18 protein-coding genes are annotated in these 18218 nt (G+C 74.0%); 9 read left to right on the top strand and 9 right to left on the bottom strand.

The window, feature by feature from the left end; all coding sequences use genetic code 11:
• Positions 1 to 9 precede the first annotated feature (9 nt).
• Complete coding sequence (locus ACI78Q_RS15075; protein ID WP_456924214.1) at positions 10 to 1110, bottom strand: DNA glycosylase AlkZ-like family protein; 1101 nt, start codon at positions 1108 to 1110, stop codon at positions 10 to 12.
• 110 nt (positions 1111 to 1220) lie between these two features.
• On the opposite strand from ACI78Q_RS15075, the gene ACI78Q_RS15070 reads away from it, so the two are divergent.
• Complete coding sequence (locus tag ACI78Q_RS15070; RefSeq protein ID WP_456924213.1) at positions 1221 to 2099, top strand: GGDEF domain-containing protein; 879 nt, start codon at positions 1221 to 1223, stop codon at positions 2097 to 2099.
• Here ACI78Q_RS15070 and ACI78Q_RS15065 read toward each other — a convergent pair.
• The gene (locus ACI78Q_RS15065) at positions 2090 to 2524 is read right to left on the bottom strand and encodes a DUF1707 SHOCT-like domain-containing protein (RefSeq protein WP_456924212.1); all 435 of its coding nucleotides are present in this window, start codon (positions 2522 to 2524) and stop codon (positions 2090 to 2092) included. The genes ACI78Q_RS15070 and ACI78Q_RS15065 overlap by 10 nt on opposite strands.
• A 116-nt stretch (positions 2525 to 2640) precedes the next feature.
• On the opposite strand from ACI78Q_RS15065, the gene ACI78Q_RS15060 reads away from it, so the two are divergent.
• Positions 2641 to 3114 (top strand): antibiotic biosynthesis monooxygenase, encoded by a 474-nt coding sequence (locus tag ACI78Q_RS15060; RefSeq protein ID WP_456924211.1) that lies wholly within the window; start codon positions 2641 to 2643, stop codon positions 3112 to 3114.
• A 10-nt stretch (positions 3115 to 3124) separates the two neighbouring features.
• On the opposite strand, the gene ACI78Q_RS15055 is transcribed toward ACI78Q_RS15060, so the two are convergent.
• The 3 genes from ACI78Q_RS15055 to ACI78Q_RS15045 all read right to left on the bottom strand — a co-directional run bounded on the left by ACI78Q_RS15055 (position 3125) and on the right by ACI78Q_RS15045 (position 5540).
• A complete protein-coding gene (locus tag ACI78Q_RS15055) occupies positions 3125 to 3616 on the bottom strand; it encodes a response regulator (RefSeq protein ID WP_456924210.1) in 492 nt (163 codons plus the stop codon).
• Positions 3617 to 3805: 189 nt separating this feature from the next.
• Positions 3806 to 5011, bottom strand: coding sequence for a globin domain-containing protein (locus ACI78Q_RS15050; protein WP_456924209.1), 1206 nt, complete (start codon positions 5009 to 5011; stop codon positions 3806 to 3808).
• A 112-nt stretch (positions 5012 to 5123) separates the two neighbouring features.
• Entirely contained in the window at positions 5124 to 5540 is a 417-nt protein-coding gene (locus ACI78Q_RS15045; RefSeq protein ID WP_456924208.1) for a MarR family winged helix-turn-helix transcriptional regulator, read from the bottom strand.
• Between the two features lie 75 nt (positions 5541 to 5615).
• Between ACI78Q_RS15045 and ACI78Q_RS15040 the strand changes: the two genes are divergently transcribed.
• Positions 5616 to 7472: an ABC transporter ATP-binding protein gene (locus ACI78Q_RS15040; RefSeq protein WP_456924207.1), complete on the top strand. Its 1857-nt coding sequence runs from the start codon at positions 5616 to 5618 to the stop codon at positions 7470 to 7472.
• A 7-nt stretch (positions 7473 to 7479) separates the two neighbouring features.
• On the opposite strand, the gene ACI78Q_RS15035 is transcribed toward ACI78Q_RS15040, so the two are convergent.
• Positions 7480 to 9228, bottom strand: coding sequence for a sigma-54-dependent Fis family transcriptional regulator (locus tag ACI78Q_RS15035; protein WP_456924206.1), 1749 nt, complete (start codon positions 9226 to 9228; stop codon positions 7480 to 7482).
• Between the two features lie 205 nt (positions 9229 to 9433).
• Here ACI78Q_RS15035 and ACI78Q_RS15030 point away from each other — a divergent pair, with 205 nt between their 5' ends.
• Positions 9434 to 11080 (top strand): flavin-containing monooxygenase, encoded by a 1647-nt coding sequence (locus ACI78Q_RS15030; RefSeq protein ID WP_456924205.1) that lies wholly within the window; start codon positions 9434 to 9436, stop codon positions 11078 to 11080.
• A gap of 61 nt (positions 11081 to 11141) precedes the next feature.
• Positions 11142 to 12335: a serine hydrolase domain-containing protein gene (locus ACI78Q_RS15025; RefSeq protein WP_456924204.1), complete on the top strand. Its 1194-nt coding sequence runs from the start codon at positions 11142 to 11144 to the stop codon at positions 12333 to 12335.
• A gap of 59 nt (positions 12336 to 12394) precedes the next feature.
• On the opposite strand, the gene ACI78Q_RS15020 is transcribed toward ACI78Q_RS15025, so the two are convergent.
• The 3 genes from ACI78Q_RS15020 to ACI78Q_RS15010 form a co-directional block, all read right to left on the bottom strand.
• Positions 12395 to 12547, bottom strand: coding sequence for a hypothetical protein (locus ACI78Q_RS15020; RefSeq protein WP_456924203.1), 153 nt, complete (start codon positions 12545 to 12547; stop codon positions 12395 to 12397).
• A gap of 2 nt (positions 12548 to 12549) precedes the next feature.
• A complete protein-coding gene (locus ACI78Q_RS15015) occupies positions 12550 to 13206 on the bottom strand; it encodes a class E sortase (protein ID WP_456924202.1) in 657 nt (218 codons plus the stop codon).
• Positions 13207 to 13278: 72 nt separating this feature from the next.
• A complete protein-coding gene (locus tag ACI78Q_RS15010) occupies positions 13279 to 14376 on the bottom strand; it encodes a PKD domain-containing protein (RefSeq protein ID WP_456924201.1) in 1098 nt (365 codons plus the stop codon).
• A 299-nt stretch (positions 14377 to 14675) separates the two neighbouring features.
• Between ACI78Q_RS15010 and ACI78Q_RS15005 the strand changes: the two genes are divergently transcribed.
• From ACI78Q_RS15005 to ACI78Q_RS14990, 4 genes are all read left to right on the top strand, one after another.
• A complete protein-coding gene (locus ACI78Q_RS15005) occupies positions 14676 to 15314 on the top strand; it encodes a dihydrofolate reductase family protein (RefSeq protein ID WP_456924200.1) in 639 nt (212 codons plus the stop codon).
• A 68-nt stretch (positions 15315 to 15382) separates the two neighbouring features.
• Entirely contained in the window at positions 15383 to 16372 is a 990-nt protein-coding gene (locus tag ACI78Q_RS15000; RefSeq protein WP_456924199.1) for an LLM class flavin-dependent oxidoreductase, read from the top strand.
• Positions 16373 to 16691: 319 nt separating this feature from the next.
• Positions 16692 to 17768 carry an alkene reductase gene (locus ACI78Q_RS14995; RefSeq protein WP_456924198.1) on the top strand — a complete coding sequence of 359 codons (1077 nt, stop codon included), beginning with the start codon at positions 16692 to 16694 and terminating at the stop codon, positions 17766 to 17768.
• A 57-nt stretch (positions 17769 to 17825) separates the two neighbouring features.
• Entirely contained in the window at positions 17826 to 18194 is a 369-nt protein-coding gene (locus ACI78Q_RS14990) for a nuclear transport factor 2 family protein (protein ID WP_456924197.1), read from the top strand.
• Positions 18195 to 18218 lie beyond the last annotated feature (24 nt).

Raw genomic sequence — 18218 nt, 5'->3', positions numbered from 1 at the left:
GGACGGCGGTCAGTCCAGCGTGACCTCCTTCAGGGCGACCTGCCGGAACGCGGCGAGCCGCTCGGCGGCCGCGTCGACCGACGCCCGCAGCGCCGGCGTCGGGTCGTGCCAGAGCTCGACCGCCACGGTCAGCGAGCGGCCCGACTTCCGCGGCCGCCACGCGCCCGCCACCTCCCCGTCGGCGAGCACCGCGCCGGGCCGGCCCAGCACCGGCCAGAGGGCCTTGGCACGGGCAGGGTCGGGGGCCAGCAGGTCGCGGTCGCGTGCCTGCAGGAACAGGTCGAACGGGCCGAGCAGCGCCGTCCCCGACGCCGGCGGGACGTCGTCGAGCCGGTCGGCGTCCGCGGTGAGCAGCCAGCGGCGCTCGCCGTCCAGGTCGACCTCCACGGCGTCCTCCGGCCACCGCGCCAGCACCTCCCTGACCGGGGCGTCGAGGTACCCGGCGACGAGCTTCGGCGTCGTCGGGCCGAGCAGCCGCAGGCAGCCGCGGACCACGTCGAAGCGCGGCGGGACGGTGGCGCTCGGCGTCAGCCCCGGCACCGGGCGCAGCACCGGCGGCGACGTGCCCGGCTCCAGTTCCAGCCCGGCCCGCAGCGCGGCCAGCCGGAACGGCTGCTCCCAGGGGTGGGTGGCGTCGCACGGGCGGCAGTACCGCAGGTGGGGCTCGTCGAGCACCTGGGCCAGCCGGCCGGACACCTCGCCCTTGACCATCGGCGAGGTGACCAGCGAGCGCATGGCCCCGGCGATCGTGTCGAGCGCGGTCAGCACCGGGATGCCGGCGGCCTTGAGCGGCTTGGCCGCGTCGTAGACGCGCTTGCCCGCGTCGGCGTCGGAGAACGGGGCGGTGGCCGCGGCGACGTCGGGCAGGTCCGACCGGCGGTACAGGTGCGGGGCGCCGCGGATGGTCCAGACCGTGGCCAGCGCGTCCTCGGGCAGGCCCGCCACGTCGACGCCGCGCAGCGCCAGCGCCCACAGCCCGCCGTCGGGGCCGGTGTCCTGGACGCCGAGGTCGAGGACGGCGGTGTCGTCGGGGCCGCCGGCCGCCCGGTCGAGCTGCTGCGCGTGCACCCGCAGGTCGAGCGCCTGCCGGCGGGTCAGGGAGCGGGTCACGCCCGCACGCTAGCGGCGGGGGCCGGCGCCGCGGGGCACGGTGGCGTCCCGACTGTGATCGTGGTCTCATGCGGGATCGCGCGGGGGGCGCGCGACGAGGAGGCGGCCGCGTGGAGTGCTCCCTCTCCGAGGCGTTCATCGCGGCCACCGGCGTGCTGCTGACCGTGGTGGCCGCCGACGGCCGGATCCTGCTCGCCAATCCGGCGGTGCAGCGGTTCACCGGCCGGTCGCCCGAGCAGTTGCTGGGCCGGTTCTTCTGGGACGTCTGGGTGCTGCCCGAGCACGTCGAGCTCGCGAAGGACGCCGTCGCCCGGTCCATGGCCAGCGGTGTCGCGCCCCCGCAGGAGGCTGAGTGGATCAGCGGGGACGGCGGTCGGCGGCGGGTCGCCATGTACAACGACGTGCTGCTCGACTCCGACGGCCGGCCGTTCGCGATCGCCTGCGTGGGCGTCGACGTGACCGACCAGCGGCAGCGGGAGGCCCGGCTGCACGAGCGGGCCGAGACCGACCGGCTGACCGGCATCCCGCACCGCGGCGCGCTCTTCGACAGCCTCCGCCGGCACCTGGACCCGGTCGACGGTGCCGGCTGCACGGTGCTCTTCTGCGACCTGGACCGGTTCAAGCTGGTCAACGACGACCACGGGCACGGGGTCGGCGACCGCCTGCTCAGCGAGGTCGCCGCCCGGCTGGCGGGGCTGCTGTGCCCGGGCGAGCTCGTGGCCCGGTTCGGCGGGGACGAGTTCGTCCTCCTCGTGCCCGGGGACGACCCGGAACGGGTGTCGACCCTGGCCGGGCACGTGGCCACCGCGCTGGCCACGCCGTTCGAGACGGCGTGCGGATCTCTGTCGATCGGGGTCAGCGTCGGTGCGGCGGTGGGCCGGCCCGGCGACCCGCCCGACGACCTCATCGCCCGCGCGGACCGCGCCATGTACGGCAGCAAGACCCACCGGCGGCGGCGCACGGCCGGCGACCGCGCCGCTCAGCGCTGAGGCCGGCCGATGCCCACGCCGTAGAGCACCGCGAGGACGGCCCCGGGCGGACCGGCCACCCACAGCCACCACGGGTACGCGAACTCCGCGGTGGTGAGCGAGACCAGGCCCCACACCACCAGGTTCACCGCCACGACGCTGGCCCAGACGATGGTCAGCACCCGCATGGCCACGCCGCCGGCGTCGTCGCTGAACACCCGGCCCAGCGGCGGCGGTGGCGGCGGCGGTGGCGGCGGCTCGGGCAGGTCGCGGGTGACCCGGGCGAGGTCGCCACGGGTCCGTGCCGCCCACACCGTCTGCACCCGCGTGTCGAACTCGTGCAGGTCCAGCTGGCCGGCGGCCACCGCCCGGCGCAGCCGCTCCTGGACGGCGGCCCGCTCGGGGTCGGAGACGCGCATGTCGTCCGGGCGCACGGGCTCGTCCACGGCCCGATCGTGGCACCCGCCGCCGCGCGGTCGGGCTGCACCGGCGCTCCCCGGCGCGTCGGCGCGTCGATCCCCGCGCACCGATGAGTCCGGGCCGGCGCGACGGTCGAACCGTCGTGATCATCGTGGCGGGGACCCTGACCGTGCGGCCGGAGGACCGGCCGGACTACCTCGCCGGCTGCCGCACCGTGGTCGAGCAGGCGCGTTCCGCTCCCGGCTGCCTGGACTTCGCGATCTCCGCGGACCTGCTCGAGCCGGGGCGGATCGACGTGTTCGAGCGGTGGCGGACCCGGGCCGAGCTGGAGGCGTTCCGCGGGGCGGGTCCGTCCGACGGGCAGGCCGCCGTCCTGCTGCGGGCCGACGTCGCGGAGTACGAGGTGGCCCAGGCGCACGCGGGGACGCCGCTGCCGTTGCCGACGTCCATCGGTGCGCCGGCCGCCAGCGCCCTCCTGCAGCGGGGCCTCCGGGATCTCCGCGATCTCACGTCGCTGAGCGAGCGGGAGCTCCTGTCCTGGCACGGGGTGGGCCCGAAGGCGGTGTCCCGGCTCCGTGAGGCCCTGGCCGGGCAGGGCCTGGCCTTCGCCGACTGACGGCCGCGCCTCAGCGGCGGTACCGGGCCGGGCTCTCCTCGACGTAGGGCGAGGCGGTCCGGTCGCCGTCCGGGTGCGCCGCGGTGTCCCACCCCTGCTCGGCGACGGCGAGCGCGGCCGGGCTCCAGGCGGTCCCGCCGGCGGCCACCTCCCGGACGTGCGCCGGTATCTCCCCCGGGTCGCCCTCCTTGAGCAGGTAGCCGGCCGCGCCCAGGGCGTGCGCCTCGCGCGCCGTGGCGGGGGTGAGGGCGCCGGTGAGGATGACGACCCGGACGCCGGGGTGGGCGCGGAGGACCTGCCGGGTGGCCTCGATGCCGTCCACGCACGGCATCTTCAGGTCCATCAGCACCACGTCGGGCCGGGTGCGGCTCACCGCGTCGAGGACCTGGCTGCCGTCGGAGCACTCCGCGACGACCTCGATGTCGCCGGTTCCGGAGAACAGGTCGACGAGCGCGTCGCGGATGAGCGCGTGGTCGTCGGCGATGAGCACTCTGATCGACATCGATCTCCCCGGTTCGTCCCCCCGCTGGTGGGCCGCCAGCGCGCGAGCAGAGCCTGCGCGCCGGCGCACGGGACCGGCAGCCCCGTCATGGGGTGGTGTTCCCCCGGATCCAGGGGGTTGCACCATCCGTGCCGTGCTCGCCCCCTGCCGCTCCGTCACCGCGGGAGGGCATCCGTACTGCTCACACGGTCATTCCGCGTCGGCCTGCCAGAGGTCGGGGCCGAAGACCTCGTACTGGATGTCGCGGGGGGCCACGCCGCGGTCGATGAGCGCGCTGCGGACGGCCTTCATGAACGGCAGCGGACCGCAGAGGTAGTAGACGGCGTCGTCGGGGAGGTCGACCTCGGTGAGGTCCATCATCCCCTCGTGCACGCCGTCCACCGGCAGGCTGCACTGCGCGCCGCGCTCGAACCACACGTGCAGCTTCCCGTCGGCCAGTCCCTTGACGTCGTCGACGAGCTGCCGGCGCAGCGGCCAGGAGGACTCGTCGAGGTCGGCGTGCAGCAGCGTGACGTCGAGGTGCGAGCCGGCCGCGACCAGGTGGGAGATCATCCCGGCCATCGGGGTGACGCCGATGCCGGCGCTGGCGAACACGGCCGGCCGGGAGTCGTCGAGCACGACGTCACCGAACGGCAGGGACGTGGTGATCGTGTCGCCGACGTCGACGCTGTCGTGCAGCAGGTTCGAGACCTCGCCGTCGGGCTTGCCGTTGCCGTGCACCCGCTTGACGGCGAAGGAGCGGTGCTCGCCGTCGTCGGCGCGGGTGAGGCTGTACTGCCGGGGCTGCTGCACGCCGTCGGGCATCGGCATCCGCACGGTGACGTACTGGCCGGGCAGCGAGGTCTTCACCAGGCGGTCGTCGATGCGCTTGACGGTGAAGGCGACGACGTCGTCGGTCTCCCGGCGCTTCTCCACGACCTCCCAGTCGCGCCACACCGTCTCCGGGCGGACCCCCCGGGCGCTGTAGAGCCCGCGCTCCTGGTTGATCAGCGCCCAGGCCATCAGCCAGTAGACCTCTGTCCAGGCCGCCGCGACCTCGGGGGTGACGGCGTCGCCGAGGACGTCGGCGATCGCCCAGAAGAGGTTGTCGTACACCACCTGGTACTGCGCGGGCTGGATGCCGAGCGAGGCGTGCTTGTGCGCGACCCGGCTGAGCAGCTGCTCGGGCAGCCGGTCGGGGTGGTTGACCAGCGCGCTGGCGAACATCGCGACCGAGCCGGCCAGCGCCTGCTGCTGGGTGCCCTCGGCCTGGTTGCCGCGGTTGAAGATGCCGTCGAGCAGCTGGGGGTGCTCGCCGAAGAGGTGCTGGTAGAAGCGCTCGGCGATCTTCCCGATGTTCTCACCGACCACGGGCAGGGTGGCCTCGATGACGGGCCGGGACTTGTCGGACAGCACGACGGCGACCTCTCCCTCTGCTGGCTCGTGACGGGTCCGTCACCTCCGGACCCCGTAACCCCCCGTGGCGGGGTCTACGCATCGATCGGCCACCTGATCCGGCGGCGTCCGCTCAGTCGTCGGTCAGGCTGCGCAGGATCCGCGCCAGGGCGGCCCGGTCGGCCGGGTCGAGCCGGGCGAACAGATCGCGGCTGTCGGCCGCCCGCGCCGCGGCCACCTCGCGCTGCACCTGCCGGCCGGCGGTGGTGGGTGTCAGGACGACGGCCCGCCGGTCGGCCGGGTCGGGGCCGCGCTCGACCAGCCCGCGGGCCTGCAGCGCGTCGGCGACCTCGGTGGCCGAGCGGGGCGCGATGGACAGCGCCTCGGCGAGGTCGGAGAGCCGGACGCCGTCCCGCTCGCAGACCACCCGCAGCGCGCGGGCGTGGTGGGGGAGCAGCTCCCACGGGGCCAGCGTCTCCCGCCAGCGCCGCCGCTGGGTGCGGGCGGCCCGCATGAGCAGCTCGCCGAGGGAGGCGTCGTCGTCCGGCACGCGGGAATCGTACCCAGTGTCGTACGGTTACCTCATCGTGAGGCAACCTCAGCAATCCGCCGGGGGCCCGGAGCGATGGAGGTGGTCGTCGTCGACGACGGGATGAGAGGGGCGGGCGGCGGAGGCGGGCGCTCGGGGCGAACCGTCGACCCCGCCGACCGGGCCCAGCTGGAGCGCTCCCCGGTGCCGCTGCGCCGGGTGGCCGCGCTGTTCGCGCCGCACCGCTGGCAGGTGGCCACGGTGGTGGTGCTGATCGTGGCCGCGTCGGTCGTGGCGCTGGCCTCGCCGTTCCTGGTCCGCCTGGTGATCGACGAGGCGCTGCCGCAGCAGGACGTGCGCCTGCTGGCCTGGGCGGTGGCCGGGATGGTCGCGGTCGCCGCCACCACCGCCGTCCTGGGGGTGGTGCAGACGTGGCTGTCCACGAGCGTCGGGCAGCGGGTCATGCACGACCTGCGGACGGCGGTCTTCACCCACCTGCAGCGGCAGTCGCTGGGGTTCTTCACCCGCACCCGTGGCGGGGAGGTGCAGTCCCGGCTGACCAACGACATCGCCGGCATGCAGTCGGTGGTGACCTCGACCGCCACCTCGCTGGCCTCCAACGCGACCACCGTCGTCGGCACGGTGATCGCGATGGTCGCGCTGTCGTGGCGGCTGTCGCTGCTGTCCCTGGTCGTCCTGCCGCCGGCGGTGCTGCTCACCCGCCGGGTGGCGCGGATGCGCCGGCGGGTCACCGCGCAGCGGCAGCGGCGCCTGGCCGACCTGCACGCGCAGGTGGAGGAGGGCCTGTCGGTCAGCGGCGTGCTGCTCGGCAAGACCCTCGGCGCCGGGCCGGCCCAGTCCCGGCGGTTCGCCGACACCTCCGAGGACCTCGTCGGCCTCGAGGTGCGCTCGCAGCTGGCCGGGCGCTGGCGCATGGCCACGATGAGCATCGTCTTCGCGGGCATCCCGGCGGTGATCTACCTGGCCGCGGGGCTCCCGGCGACGTCCGGGGGGATGACGATCGGCACGCTGGTCGCCTTCACCACCCTGCAGACGGCGCTGTTCCGCCCGCTCATGCAGCTGCTGGACGTCGGGGTGTCGGTGACCAGCTCGATGGCGCTGTTCAGCCGCGTCTTCGAGTACCTGGACCTGCCGGTGGAGATCGACGACCCGGCCCACCCCGTGCCGCTGGAGCCGGCCGCCGTCCGCGGCGAGGTGCGCTTCGAGGGCGTCTCCCACACCTACCCCGACGGGCACCGGCCGGCGCTGGACGGCGTCGACCTCGCCGTGCCCGCGGGCTCGTCACTGGCGCTGGTCGGCCAGACCGGGTCGGGCAAGAGCACCCTGGCCTCGCTGGTCGCGCGGCTGGCCGACCCGACCGCGGGGCGGGTGACGATCGACGGCGTCGACGTCCGGGACCTGTCGCTGGCCACGCTCGCGCAGGTCGTCGGCGTCGTCGCCCAGGAGACCTACCTGCTGCACACCACGGTGCGGGAGAACCTGCGGCACGCCCGTCCCGGTGCCACGGACGACGAGATCGTGGACGCCGCCCGCCGCGCGCAGGTGCACGACGTGATCGCCGCGCTGCCGGAGGGCTACGACACCGTCGTCGGCGCGCGCGGGCACCGGTTCTCCGGCGGGGAGAAGCAGCGGCTGGCGATCGCCCGCACCCTGCTGCGGGACCCGCGGGTGCTGGTGCTCGACGAGGCGACCAGCGCGCTGGACACCGCGACCGAGCGGGCCGTGCAGGCGGCGCTCGACGAGGCCAGCCGCGGCCGGACGACGATCACCATCGCGCACCGGCTGTCCACGATCCGGGACGCCGACCGCATCGCCGTCCTCGCCGCGGGCCGCCTGGTGGAGTCCGGCACCCACGAGCAGCTGCTGGCCGCCGGCGGGCGCTACGCCGAGCTGGTCGCGGCCGCCGACCGGGACGTCGCCCTGGCCGCCTGACCGGCGGTCACACGTCGGTGATCGCGTAGCTCCGGATCTTCCGGTAGAGGGAGCTGCGGGCCATTCCCAGCGACGCCGCCGCGTGCACCCGGTTGCCTCCGCACCGCTGCAGCGCCCGGACGATCGTGTCGCGCTCCGCCGCCTCGATCGCGGTCAGCGTGCGGCCGCCGGCGGTGCGGCAGTAGCCGGGCAGGTCCTCCGGCCGGATCTCCCCCACCGGGCGGGCCCGCAACGCCACCTCGAGTGCCTCCCGCAGCTGGGTGAGGTTGCCCGGCCAGGCGTAGCGGCCGATGAGCCGGCTCGCCTCCGGGTGCAGCCGGACCCTCCGGTCGGGCGCGAGCTCGGCGAGCAGGTGGGCGACGAGGACTGGCAGGTCCTCACCGCGGAAGCGCAGCGGCGGCACCGTCACCGCCTGGTCGAACTGCCCGAGCAGCGCCCGGAACGGCAGGTCGGCGCTGACGCTCTCCTCCGCCAGCGTCGCCGCGACGAGGACCCGGCCGCGGTCGACGGTGGGGAGGGACGCACCCACGCGGCCGACCGCTGCGGCGTCGAGCCGGTCGACGTCCTCCAGGACGACGAGCGCCGGGAGACCGGGCAGCCCGCCGGGCTCCAGGCCCGCCGGCCCGGTCACGACGACCCCCGCGGGGTGGAGCCGGTGGAACACGTCGGTGACCAGCGTGCGCCGGCCGGTGCCCGGCTCACCCATGACCAGCACGTGGTCGCCGCGGTCGAGGCCGGTCGCGAGCTGCGTGCGCGCGGTCACCCACCCTGGGGAGCAGCCGCCGGAGGCGGGGTCCTCCGGGCGCCGCCCGGGCGGGGCGCTGCGGGGTGCCGGCACCGACGGGTGACCGGGGTCCTCGTCGAGCAGCAGGACGATGCCGGCGACCTCGTCGCCGACGACGACCCGCCGCGCGCGCATCCGCACCCGGCGGCCGGAGTCGAGGGTGACCGTCTCACGCACCCGGTCGCGGGAGCCCATCAGGAACAGCGCGTGCTGGTGGATCACGGATTGCTCGGCGGCGGTGAACAGTTGCTGGGCGCGCTGGTTGACCATCAGCGACCCGCCCACCGCCATGACCGCCTGCCGGGGGCGGGCGTCGGCCCGGGCGAAGACCTCGAACAGGGCCCGCTTGGCGTGCCCGCGGTCGAGCAGCAGGCTCTCACCGATGTCGGCGGCGGCCCGCCGCACGAGCGCGTGCATCAGGGGCGTCCAGCTCTCGGCCAGCGAGCTGACGTCGAGGACGCCCTCCACCCGGCCGGTGACCGGGTCGAGCACCGGGGCGCCGGTGCAGGCGAACTTCACCAGGGCCTCGGTGAAGTGCTCGGCCCCCACGACGGCGACCGACGACCCCGCCTCGAAGACGGTCCCGATCCCGTTGGTGCCGACGCCGCCCTCGGCGAAGCTGAACCCGGCCGTGAAGTCGACGCGGTCCAGCAGCCGGCCGACCGACGTCGAGCAGTCCAGCCGGTGCACGATGCGGGCCCGTGCGTCCGACAGGGCGATGGCGATCGGGACGTCGACCATCTCCTCGGCCAGCCGCTCGATGACCGGCCTGGCGCACCGGACGAGCCGGGAGTCCAGGTCGACGTCCTCGTGGAAGGTGATCCGGTACTCGTCGGCGTCGACGCCGGCCGTCCGGCTGCGCTGCCAGGACGCCGCCACGAGGTCGCGCACACCCGCTGCTCCGGCGCCGCGCTCGAGGAAGTCGGCGCGGGCCGCCGCCACGCGCAGCCGGTCCTCCGATCCCTGGTGCATCACCACCTCCACGCCGGGCCCCGCCCGTCGCCGGGAGCCCGTCCAGCGGGGACGCCGGGGGCGGCGTCCCCCGTCACCGGTCCGCGGTGCCCGCAGCAGCGGCCGCGCCTGGCCGAACTGTCCCAACTTGGGACGCCTCGACCAGGTGGGACGCCGCTGGGATGGCGACAGTGACCCGGACCACATCGAGGAAGGTAGATGAGAGATGAGCGTCGATACAGCGACGACGGCCCAGGTCGATGACGCCTCCGGGGTCCAGCAGCTCGACGCCCTGGTCATCGGCGCCGGGGTGGCCGGGCTCTACCAGCTCCACCAGCTGCGCGGGCTCGGCCTGCGGGTGCGCGCCTTCGACGCCGGGGCCGACGTGGGCGGGACCTGGTTCTGGAACCGCTACCCGGGGGCGCGGTTCGACTCCGAGGCCTACATCTACCAGTACCTGTTCGACGAGGACCTCTACAAGGACTGGAGCTGGAGCCAGCGGTTCCCCGACCAGCCGGAGATCGAGCGGTGGATGCACTACGTCGCCGACCGGCTCGACCTGCGCCGGGACATCCAGTTCTCCACGACGGTCACTGCCGCCCGCTTCGACGAGGAGCGGGGGCGCTGGACGGTCGAGACCGACCGCGGCGACACCGTCGACACCCAGTTCCTCATCACCTGCGCCGGCATGCTGTCCGCGCCGATGGCCGACATCTTCCCGGGGCAGGCCGACTTCCGCGGCACGATCGTGCACACCTCGCGCTACCCCGCGGAGGGCGTGGACCTCGCGGGCAAGCGGGTCGGCGTGGTCGGCATCGGCGCCACCGGCATCCAGGTGATCCAGACCGTCGCCGACCGGGTCGGGCACCTGACCGTCTTCGCCCGCACGCCGCAGTACGCCCTGCCGATGAAGAACCCGCACTACGGGCCGGAGGACGTCGCCGCGTACAAGGCGCGCTTCGCCGACCTGCGCACGACCCTCCCCCGCACGTTCACCGGCTTCGAGTACGACTTCGAGCACTCCTACGGCGACCTCACGCCGGAGCAGCGCCGTGAGCTCCTCGAGGAGATCTACGAGAACGGCTCGCTGAAGCTGTGGCTGGCCTCGTTCCCGGAGATCTTCTTCGACGAGGCGGCCAGCGAGGAGGTCTCGGAGTTCGTCCGGGAGAAGATGCGCGCCCGCCTGCGCCACGACCGGCACCTGTGCGACGTGCTGGTCCCGACCGACTACGGCTTCGGCACCCACCGCGTACCGCTGGAGATGGACTACCTGGAGGTCTACCTGCGGCCGAACGTCGAGCTGGTCGGCGTCCGCGACAACCCGATCGTGCGCGTCGTCCCCCAGGGGCTGCAGCTGGAGGACGGCACCGTCCACGAGCTGGACGTGATCGTCCTGGCGACCGGCTTCGACGCCGGCACCGGCGCACTCACCCGCATCGACATCCGCGGCCGCGGCGGGCGGTCGCTCACCGAGGACTGGGGCCGCGACATCCGCACCACGATGGGCCTGATGGTGCACGGCTACCCCAACCTGCTCACCACCGCCGTGCCGCTGGCCCCGTCGGCCGCCCTGTGCAACATGACGACCTGCCTCCAGCAGCAGACCGAGTGGATCACCGACCTCCTCCGGTCGATGCGGGAGCGGGGCGCGACGGTCATCGAGCCGACCGCGGACGCCGAGGACGCGTGGGTGGCCCACCACGACGAGACGGCGTCGGCCAACCTCATCTCGAGGACGACGTCCTGGTACGTCGGCTCCAACGTGCCGGGCAAGCCCCGGCGGGTGCTGTCCTACACCGGCGGTGTCGGCACCTACCGGCAGAAGTGCGACGAGGTGGCCGCCGCGGGCTACCCGGGATTCGAGATCCGCTGACACCCTCTGCGGTGCGCCGGAGCGGCGGCGCACCGTCCCACCGAGCCACCGGAGGACTGCGATGACGCAGACGACGCAGCGCTTCACGCAGGCGGCGGACGAGATCCTCGCCCGAGCCGTCGAGGCCGACGCCCCCGTCGCGGGCGTGGTGGCCATGGCCACCGACCGGGAGGCCGACGTCTACGAGGGGGCGGCGGGTGCCCGGCGCCTCGGCGGGGACGTCGCCATGACCACCGACACGGTCTTCGCCCTCTTCTCGACCACGAAGGCCATCACCGCGACGGCGGCGCTCCAGCTGGTCGAGGAGGAGCGGCTCGACCTCGACGCTCCCGCCAGCACCTACGCTCCGGCGATCGGAGAGCTGCAGGTGCTCGACGGCTTCGGCGACGACGGCCGACCCCGCACCCGTGCCCCGAAGCGGGAGATCACCACCAGGCACCTGCTCACCCACACGGCCGGCTTCGGTTACGACTTCTTCAACGAGCACTACAACAGGCTGGCCACCGAGCACGGGCAGCCCAGCGTCATCACGGCGACCAAGGCCTGCCTGCAGACCCCGCTGCTGTTCGACCCGGGGGAGCGGTGGGAGTACGGCAGCAACATCGACTGGGCCGGCCAGGTGGTGGAGGGCATCACCGGCGAGCGCCTCGGCGACGTCTTCGCCGCCCGCATCTTCCAGCCGCTCGGCATGACCGACACGTCCTTCGAGCTCGACGACCGGCTGCGGGAGCGGCGGGCGACGGTGCACGCCCGCGGGAACGACGGGTCGCTCACGCCGATGGACGACTTCGAGCTGCCCCAACCGCCCGAGGCGCACATGGGCGGTCACGGGCTCTACGGCACGGTCGGGGACTACATGCGCTTCATCCGCATGTGGCTCAACGACGGCCGGGGCGAGGGCGGAGCCGTCCTGAGGCCCGAGACGGTGCGGATGGCGGTGCAGAACCACCTCGGCGACCTCAAGGTGACGATGCTCCCGGGGGTCATCCCGTCGCTGTCCAACGACGCGGAGTTCTTCCCCGGGCTGTCGAAGTCGTGGTCGCTGCCGTTCATGGTCAACGACGAGCCGGCCCCCACCGGCCGGCCGGCCGGTGCACTCGGCTGGGCCGGGCTGGCCAACCTCTTCTACTGGGTCGACCGGGAGAACGGGTACGGCGGCTTCTGGGCCACCCAGGTGCTGCCCTTCGGGGACGCCACCTCCTTCGGCGGCTACCTGGAGTTCGAGACGGCCCTGTACTCGTCGCTGCAGCGCTGACGCGGAACGCAGCGGGGCGGGACCGGACGGTCCCGCTCCGCCCCGCTCGCGCGCGGCGTTCAGAGCGTCGGCGTCCACAGCTCCACGTGGGACGAGACCGCGGGGAAGACCACGAACAGCAGCAGCGCCGCCACCGCCAGGACCAGGAGCAGCGCGGTGACGGCGCGGGTCCCGGTGCTGCCGGGCAGGTGGCGCCAGATCCAGGAGTACACGCTCAGACCTCCTCGAGTGCCGCCGGCCCGTCCGGCGACTCGGCCTTGGACACCGTGCTGTCCAGCACCCCGTGCACGACCAGCCGCTGCTTGGTGGAGAACTTGGGGTGGCAGGTCGTCATGGTGAGCACCGCGCCGGTCGCCTCCCCGTTCATGGGGCCGCCCGGTGTGGGCGCGACGACGCTGCTCTCGCTCGGGTCGACGACGGTCGTCGTGGTCACCCGGTAGACGTGCCAGGCGTCGGCCGTCTCCACCACGACGGGGTCCCCCGGCTCCAGGACGTCGAGGGCGATGAACGGGCTGCCCCGGCCGACGCGGTGGCCGGCCATGGCGAAGTTCCCCTGCTCGCCGGGCATCGCGGAGCCCACGTAGTGCCCCGGACCGTCCTCGAGCTCGTCGGGGTCGGTGCCCTCGACGACGGCCCGCTCCCAGTCCGCCCCGAAGCGCGGGATGTGCACGAAGGCGAAGGCCTCGCCGAAGTCGGGCTCGGTCTCCGGGGCCGGCGTGGACCAGTCCTCGCGGAGGTCCTCGGCCACCTGCTCCTGCGCCTGGTCACTGAACAGGTCGGTGATCCAGATCTCGTAGGCGACGTAGAGCAGCATCACGGCCCCGACCGTGATGGCGAGCTGGCACAGCCCGCTGAAGAACGTGCGGATCATCGGTCCCCCTGATGTCCCGATGGGTGCGTCCCGCCCGCCGGGTGCCGGCGGGCGGGACGCGGGTGCTGGCGGTCAGGAGGCCGAGTTGGCCTTGCGGCGACGGCTCACGACCAGGCCGGCGCCACCACCGGCGAGGACCAGACCACCGATGGCGGCCATGCCCAGCACGTCGGCACCGGTGTTCGGCAGCGGGGTGTCGTACTCGGTGGGCTCGGCCGGGTCGGTCGGGTCGGTCGGGTCGCCCCCGCCGTTGCCCGGGACGGTGACCGTGACCTGCTGCGAGAAGGAACCCGTCGCGCCCGCGTCGTCGGTGACGGTCAGGGAAACGGTGTACGTGCCGGAGGCGGCGTACGTGTGGCTCGCCGTGGCCCCGGTGCCGGTGGCCCCGTCACCGAAGTCCCACGCGTAGGTGGCGATCGTGCCGTCCGCGTCGGACGAGGCGTTGGCGTCGACGGCGACGTCCGCACCCGTGGCGGTGGCGGTGAAGGCCGCGATCGGAGCCACGTTCTGCGGGTCCGTCTCGGGGCCCGAGCTGAACACGAAGTCGTTGCAGCCGAAGGTCATGCCGTGCACGACGGCGTCGGCGTCGGGCGAGTAGACGATCTGGAAGCCCATCGTCTCGATCGTCGCGTCGGGGTAGGCGGCGCTGATGTCGACGAGCGTGGCCTCGTCGGTGGCCTCGGACGCCTCCGGGTCGACCTCGGTCAGCGCCGTCTCGCTCCACCAGAGGCCCTCCGGGTCACCCGTGGCGGGCTGGTAGTACACCAGCCACGAGGGGAGCTCGCCGTCCGGCCCGTCGAGGTCGACCCACATCTCGTAGGTCGGGTGGTTCGCGAGGGGCTGGCCCGCGGCCTGGGTGACGTCGAGGGCGTAGTTCGACGGCGCGGTCGCGTCGGCCAGCGGGATGCCGAGGCCGTCCATGAAGTAGCCGACCCAGGCGTTCTCCGACGCGTCGGTCGTCATGTGCAGGCCGTCGGGTCGCATCTCGGCGTTGCCGCCGTCGCCGAAGCCGGAGAGCGAGCCGTTGAAGGCCGCCTCGAGGCCGGCCATGTCGAGCGTCGTGACGCCACAGCCGTTGGCCGAGGCGATGCTCGGCGCGACCGCGCTGACGAGTGCGAACGTGCCGAGCCCCATGGCGCCGGCGGTGAACAGGCTGGTGGTGCGCTTCATCGATGGACCCCCGTGATCAGATGGACGGATTCCCCTGGAGCGGATCGCCGCTCCTTCCGTGCTCCCAATCTCGGGCGTGCCGGGTCGGAGGGACACCCCCCGTTCCGTCCCCTACGCCACCCCATCCTGTGGGGACGTTCGGACGTGTCGTCACGCCTCGTGAGCACGCATATCGCTCACTGCGACGAATCGGTCTCCCGCGGACGGATCCGCGGGACGGCGATGAGCCACAGCCGGCCGCGGCGTCCTAGGAGCAGAGGGTGGCCCACCCGGCCACCCCGGACCCTCGGGAGGCACCCGTGCGACCGCTCGTCGTCACCACGTTCCTGACCATGGACGGCGTCATGCAGGCCCCCGGCGGGCCGGGCGAGGACCCCTCCGGCGGCTTCGTCCACGAGGGCTGGGTCGTGCCCCACTTCGACGACGACCTCGGCGCCCAGATCGAGGAGTGGTTCACCGGCGCCCAGGACTTCCTGCTCGGCCGCGGGACCTACGAGATCTTCCACGCCTCGTGGCCGCAGATGCGCGATGAGGACAGCGCGGTCGCCACGGGCCTCAACGACAAGACCAAGTACGTCGCCTCCCGCACCCTTCCCTCGGTCGAGTGGGAGACCGCCCGGCTGATCGAGGGGCCAGTGCCGGACGCCGTCCGTGCGCTCAAGGCCGCCGACGGCGGGGAGCTGCAGGTGCACGGCTCGCCGGGGCTGGTGCAGACCCTGCTGCGGGAGGACCTCGTCGACGAGCTCCGGCTGGTGGTGTTCCCGGTGACGCTCGGGCAGGGCAAGCGGCTGTTCGGCGAGGGGACCATCCCGCGGGCCTGGCGGCTGACCGCCTCGCGGGTCACCGCCTCCGGCGTGCTGGTCGCCTCCTACCAGCGGGCCGGCGAGGTGGAGACCGGGTCCATGGGGCCGGAGTACGAGGGGGCGGTCAGCGGCTGAGCGGGCTCGGGGAAGGGTCGGGGGCGGGCGACGGTTGCTCAGGGCAACACCACCTGAGAGGCCTGTACATGAGCATCCCGCTGTCCATCCTCGACCTCGCGCCGATCGCCCGTGGGACGACCGCGGCGGACAGCATCGCCGCGAGCGTCGCGCTCGCCCGGCGCGCGGAGGAGACCGGCTACCGCCGGGTCTGGTACGCCGAGCACCACAACATGCCGACGATCGCCTCGTCGGCGACCAGCGTGCTCATCGCGCACGTCGGCGCGCAGACGTCGTCCATCCGGCTCGGCGCCGGCGGCGTCATGCTGCCCAACCACTCGCCGCTGACGATCGCCGAGCAGTTCGGCACCCTCGACGCGATGTACCCGGGCCGGATCGACCTGGGCCTGGGCCGCGCCCCCGGCTCTGACCAGAACACGATGTACGCCCTGCGCCGCGACCCGCGCTCGGCCGACCGCTTCCCGCAGGACGTCCTCGAGCTGCAGGCCTACCTGGCCGGCTCGACGCGGGTGCCGGGTGTCGACGCGATCCCGGGCAAGGGGTCGAACGTCCCGCTGTACGTCCTGGGCTCGTCGATGTTCGGCGCCTCCCTGGCCGCCGCCCTCGGCCTGCCGTACGCGTTCGCCTCGCACTTCGCCCCGGCGATGCTCGAGCCCGCGGTGGCGGTCTACCGGCGCGAGTTCAAGCCGTCCGAGCAGCTCGACGCCCCGTACGTGATCGCCGGGGTCAACGCGGTCGCCGCCGACACCCGCGCCGAGGCCGAGGCCGCGCTCGCCGCCGTCCGCCGCACCCTCGCCGTCGGCCTGTTCGGCCGCGGTCGGTCGCTGTCGGACGACGAGGCCCAGCTGCTGCTCGACGGCGGCGCGGGCCTGCACGTCGACACGATGCTCACCCACACCGCCGTCGGCACCCCCGCCGAGGTGCGCGAGTACCTCACCGGCTTCGCCCGCTCGGTCGAGGCCGACGAGCTGATCGTCGCCCACCAGTTCCCGGGCACCGAGGGCCGGCTGCGCTCGGTCGAGCTCACCGCCGAGGCGATGTCCCTCGTCGCCGCCTGAGCCGGACACTCCGGCTGACCCCGTACCCACCAGCACCGCTTCGCCGGGCGCCGCCCTCTGCGGCAGCTCGTGCTCTGCCCACGATGGTGGGCAGAGCACGAGCGTGCGTGGAGGTGCCCCTCCGGCGGGCGCAGGGCCGGAGTGTCCGAGGAGGGCGGCTCCCCGGAGCGCCAGGAGCCAGGGCCTCATCGCTCCCCACATCTCATGTCGATCTCGTGCGGGCTGTCGGCATGCAGGCACGGGGAGTCGAGCGCCTTCTCGCCGTGATGCCCGTCGCGTTCCGGAATGGGCTGCCCGGCGCAGGTCCTTGGAACCCTCCGTGGACCTGTTCTCCCCTGTGACCCTGGGCGACCTCGAGCTCGCCAACCGCGTCGTCATGGCCCCGTTGACCCGCATGCGCTCCGGTGCGTCCGGCGTCCCCGGTGACCTCGTCGTCGAGCACTACCGGCAGCGCGCCGGCCTCGGCCTGATCATCACCGAGGGCACGTACCCGAACCACGAGTCGCAGGCGTTCGTCGGCCAGCCCGGCATCGTCACCGACGAGCAGGTCGAGGGCTGGCGCCGGGTCGCCGAGGCGGTGCACGCCCGCGGCGGCCGCATCGTCATGCAGGTCATGCACGGCGGCCGGGTCACCCACCCCGACGTCAACGGCGGACGCCGCGTCGTCGCCCCGAGCGCCGTCGCGATCGACGGCGAGGGCCACACCGAGAAGGGCAAGCAGGCCTACCCGGTGCCGCACGCGCTGACGGTCGAGGAGGCCCGCGCGACGGTGCAGGACTTCGTCTCCGCCTCCCGCCGCGCCGTCGAGGCCGGGCTGGACGGCGTGGAGATCCACGGCGCCAACGGCTACCTGCTGCACGAGTTCCTCTCGCCCGCGTCCAACGAGCGCACCGACGAGTACGGCGGCTCCCCGGAGAACCGCGCGCGCTTCGTCGTCCAGGTGGTGACGGCGGTGGCCGCGGCGATCGGCGCCGGCAAGGTGGGGCTGCGCATCTCCCCGGAGCACAACATCCAGGACGCGTTCGAGACCGACCGCGCCGACGTCCTCGCCACCTACGGCGCGCTCCTCGACCAGCTGGCGCCGCTGGGCCTGGCCTACCTGAGCGTGCTGCACCGGGAGCCCGCCGGTGACCTGGTGCAGGAGCTGCGCCGGCGCTTCGGTGGCCCGCTGATCGCCAACAGCGGCTTCGGGTCGGTCACCACCCGCGAGGAGGCGGTCGCCCTCATCGAGGCCGCGCACGCCGAGGCCGTCGCCGTCGGCCGGCCCGTGATCGCCAACCCCGACCTGGTCGAGCGCTGGGCCGGCGAGCACCCGGAGAACGAGCCGAAGCCGCACCTCTTCTACGCCGCCGGCGCCGAGGGCTACACCGACTACCCGACGCTCAAGGCCGGCTGACCCACGACGCGCGGGTGGACCCTCGTCCCGGCCGCCCTCCCGGCGGACACTGCCCGCATGACCGACGAGGCAGGGCTCCGCGAGTTCGTGGCGGCGTTCAACGCGCACGACCTCGACCGGATCATGGACTTCTTCTCCGACGACTGCGTGCTGGAGACCCCGCGCGGCCCCGACCCGTGGGGGACGCGCTACAGCGGCCGGGCGGCCGTGCGGGAGGGGCTCACGGCGCGGTTCACCGGCATCCCCGACGTCCACTACGGCGAGGACGAGCACTGGACGTGCGGGGACCACGCGGTCTCCCGCTGGCTCCTGACGGGCACGACCACCGAGGGCGAGAAGGTGCGCGTCCGCGGCTGCGACCTGCTCGACCTCGCGCCGGACGGTCGCATCCGGCGCAAGGACTCCTACTGGAAGATCGTGGCCTGACGGTCAGGTGGGTACCGGGAGTGC

Source organism: Geodermatophilus sp. SYSU D00705, assembly GCF_054050135.1.
This window is presented reverse-complemented; position numbering and strand designations above follow the sequence as displayed.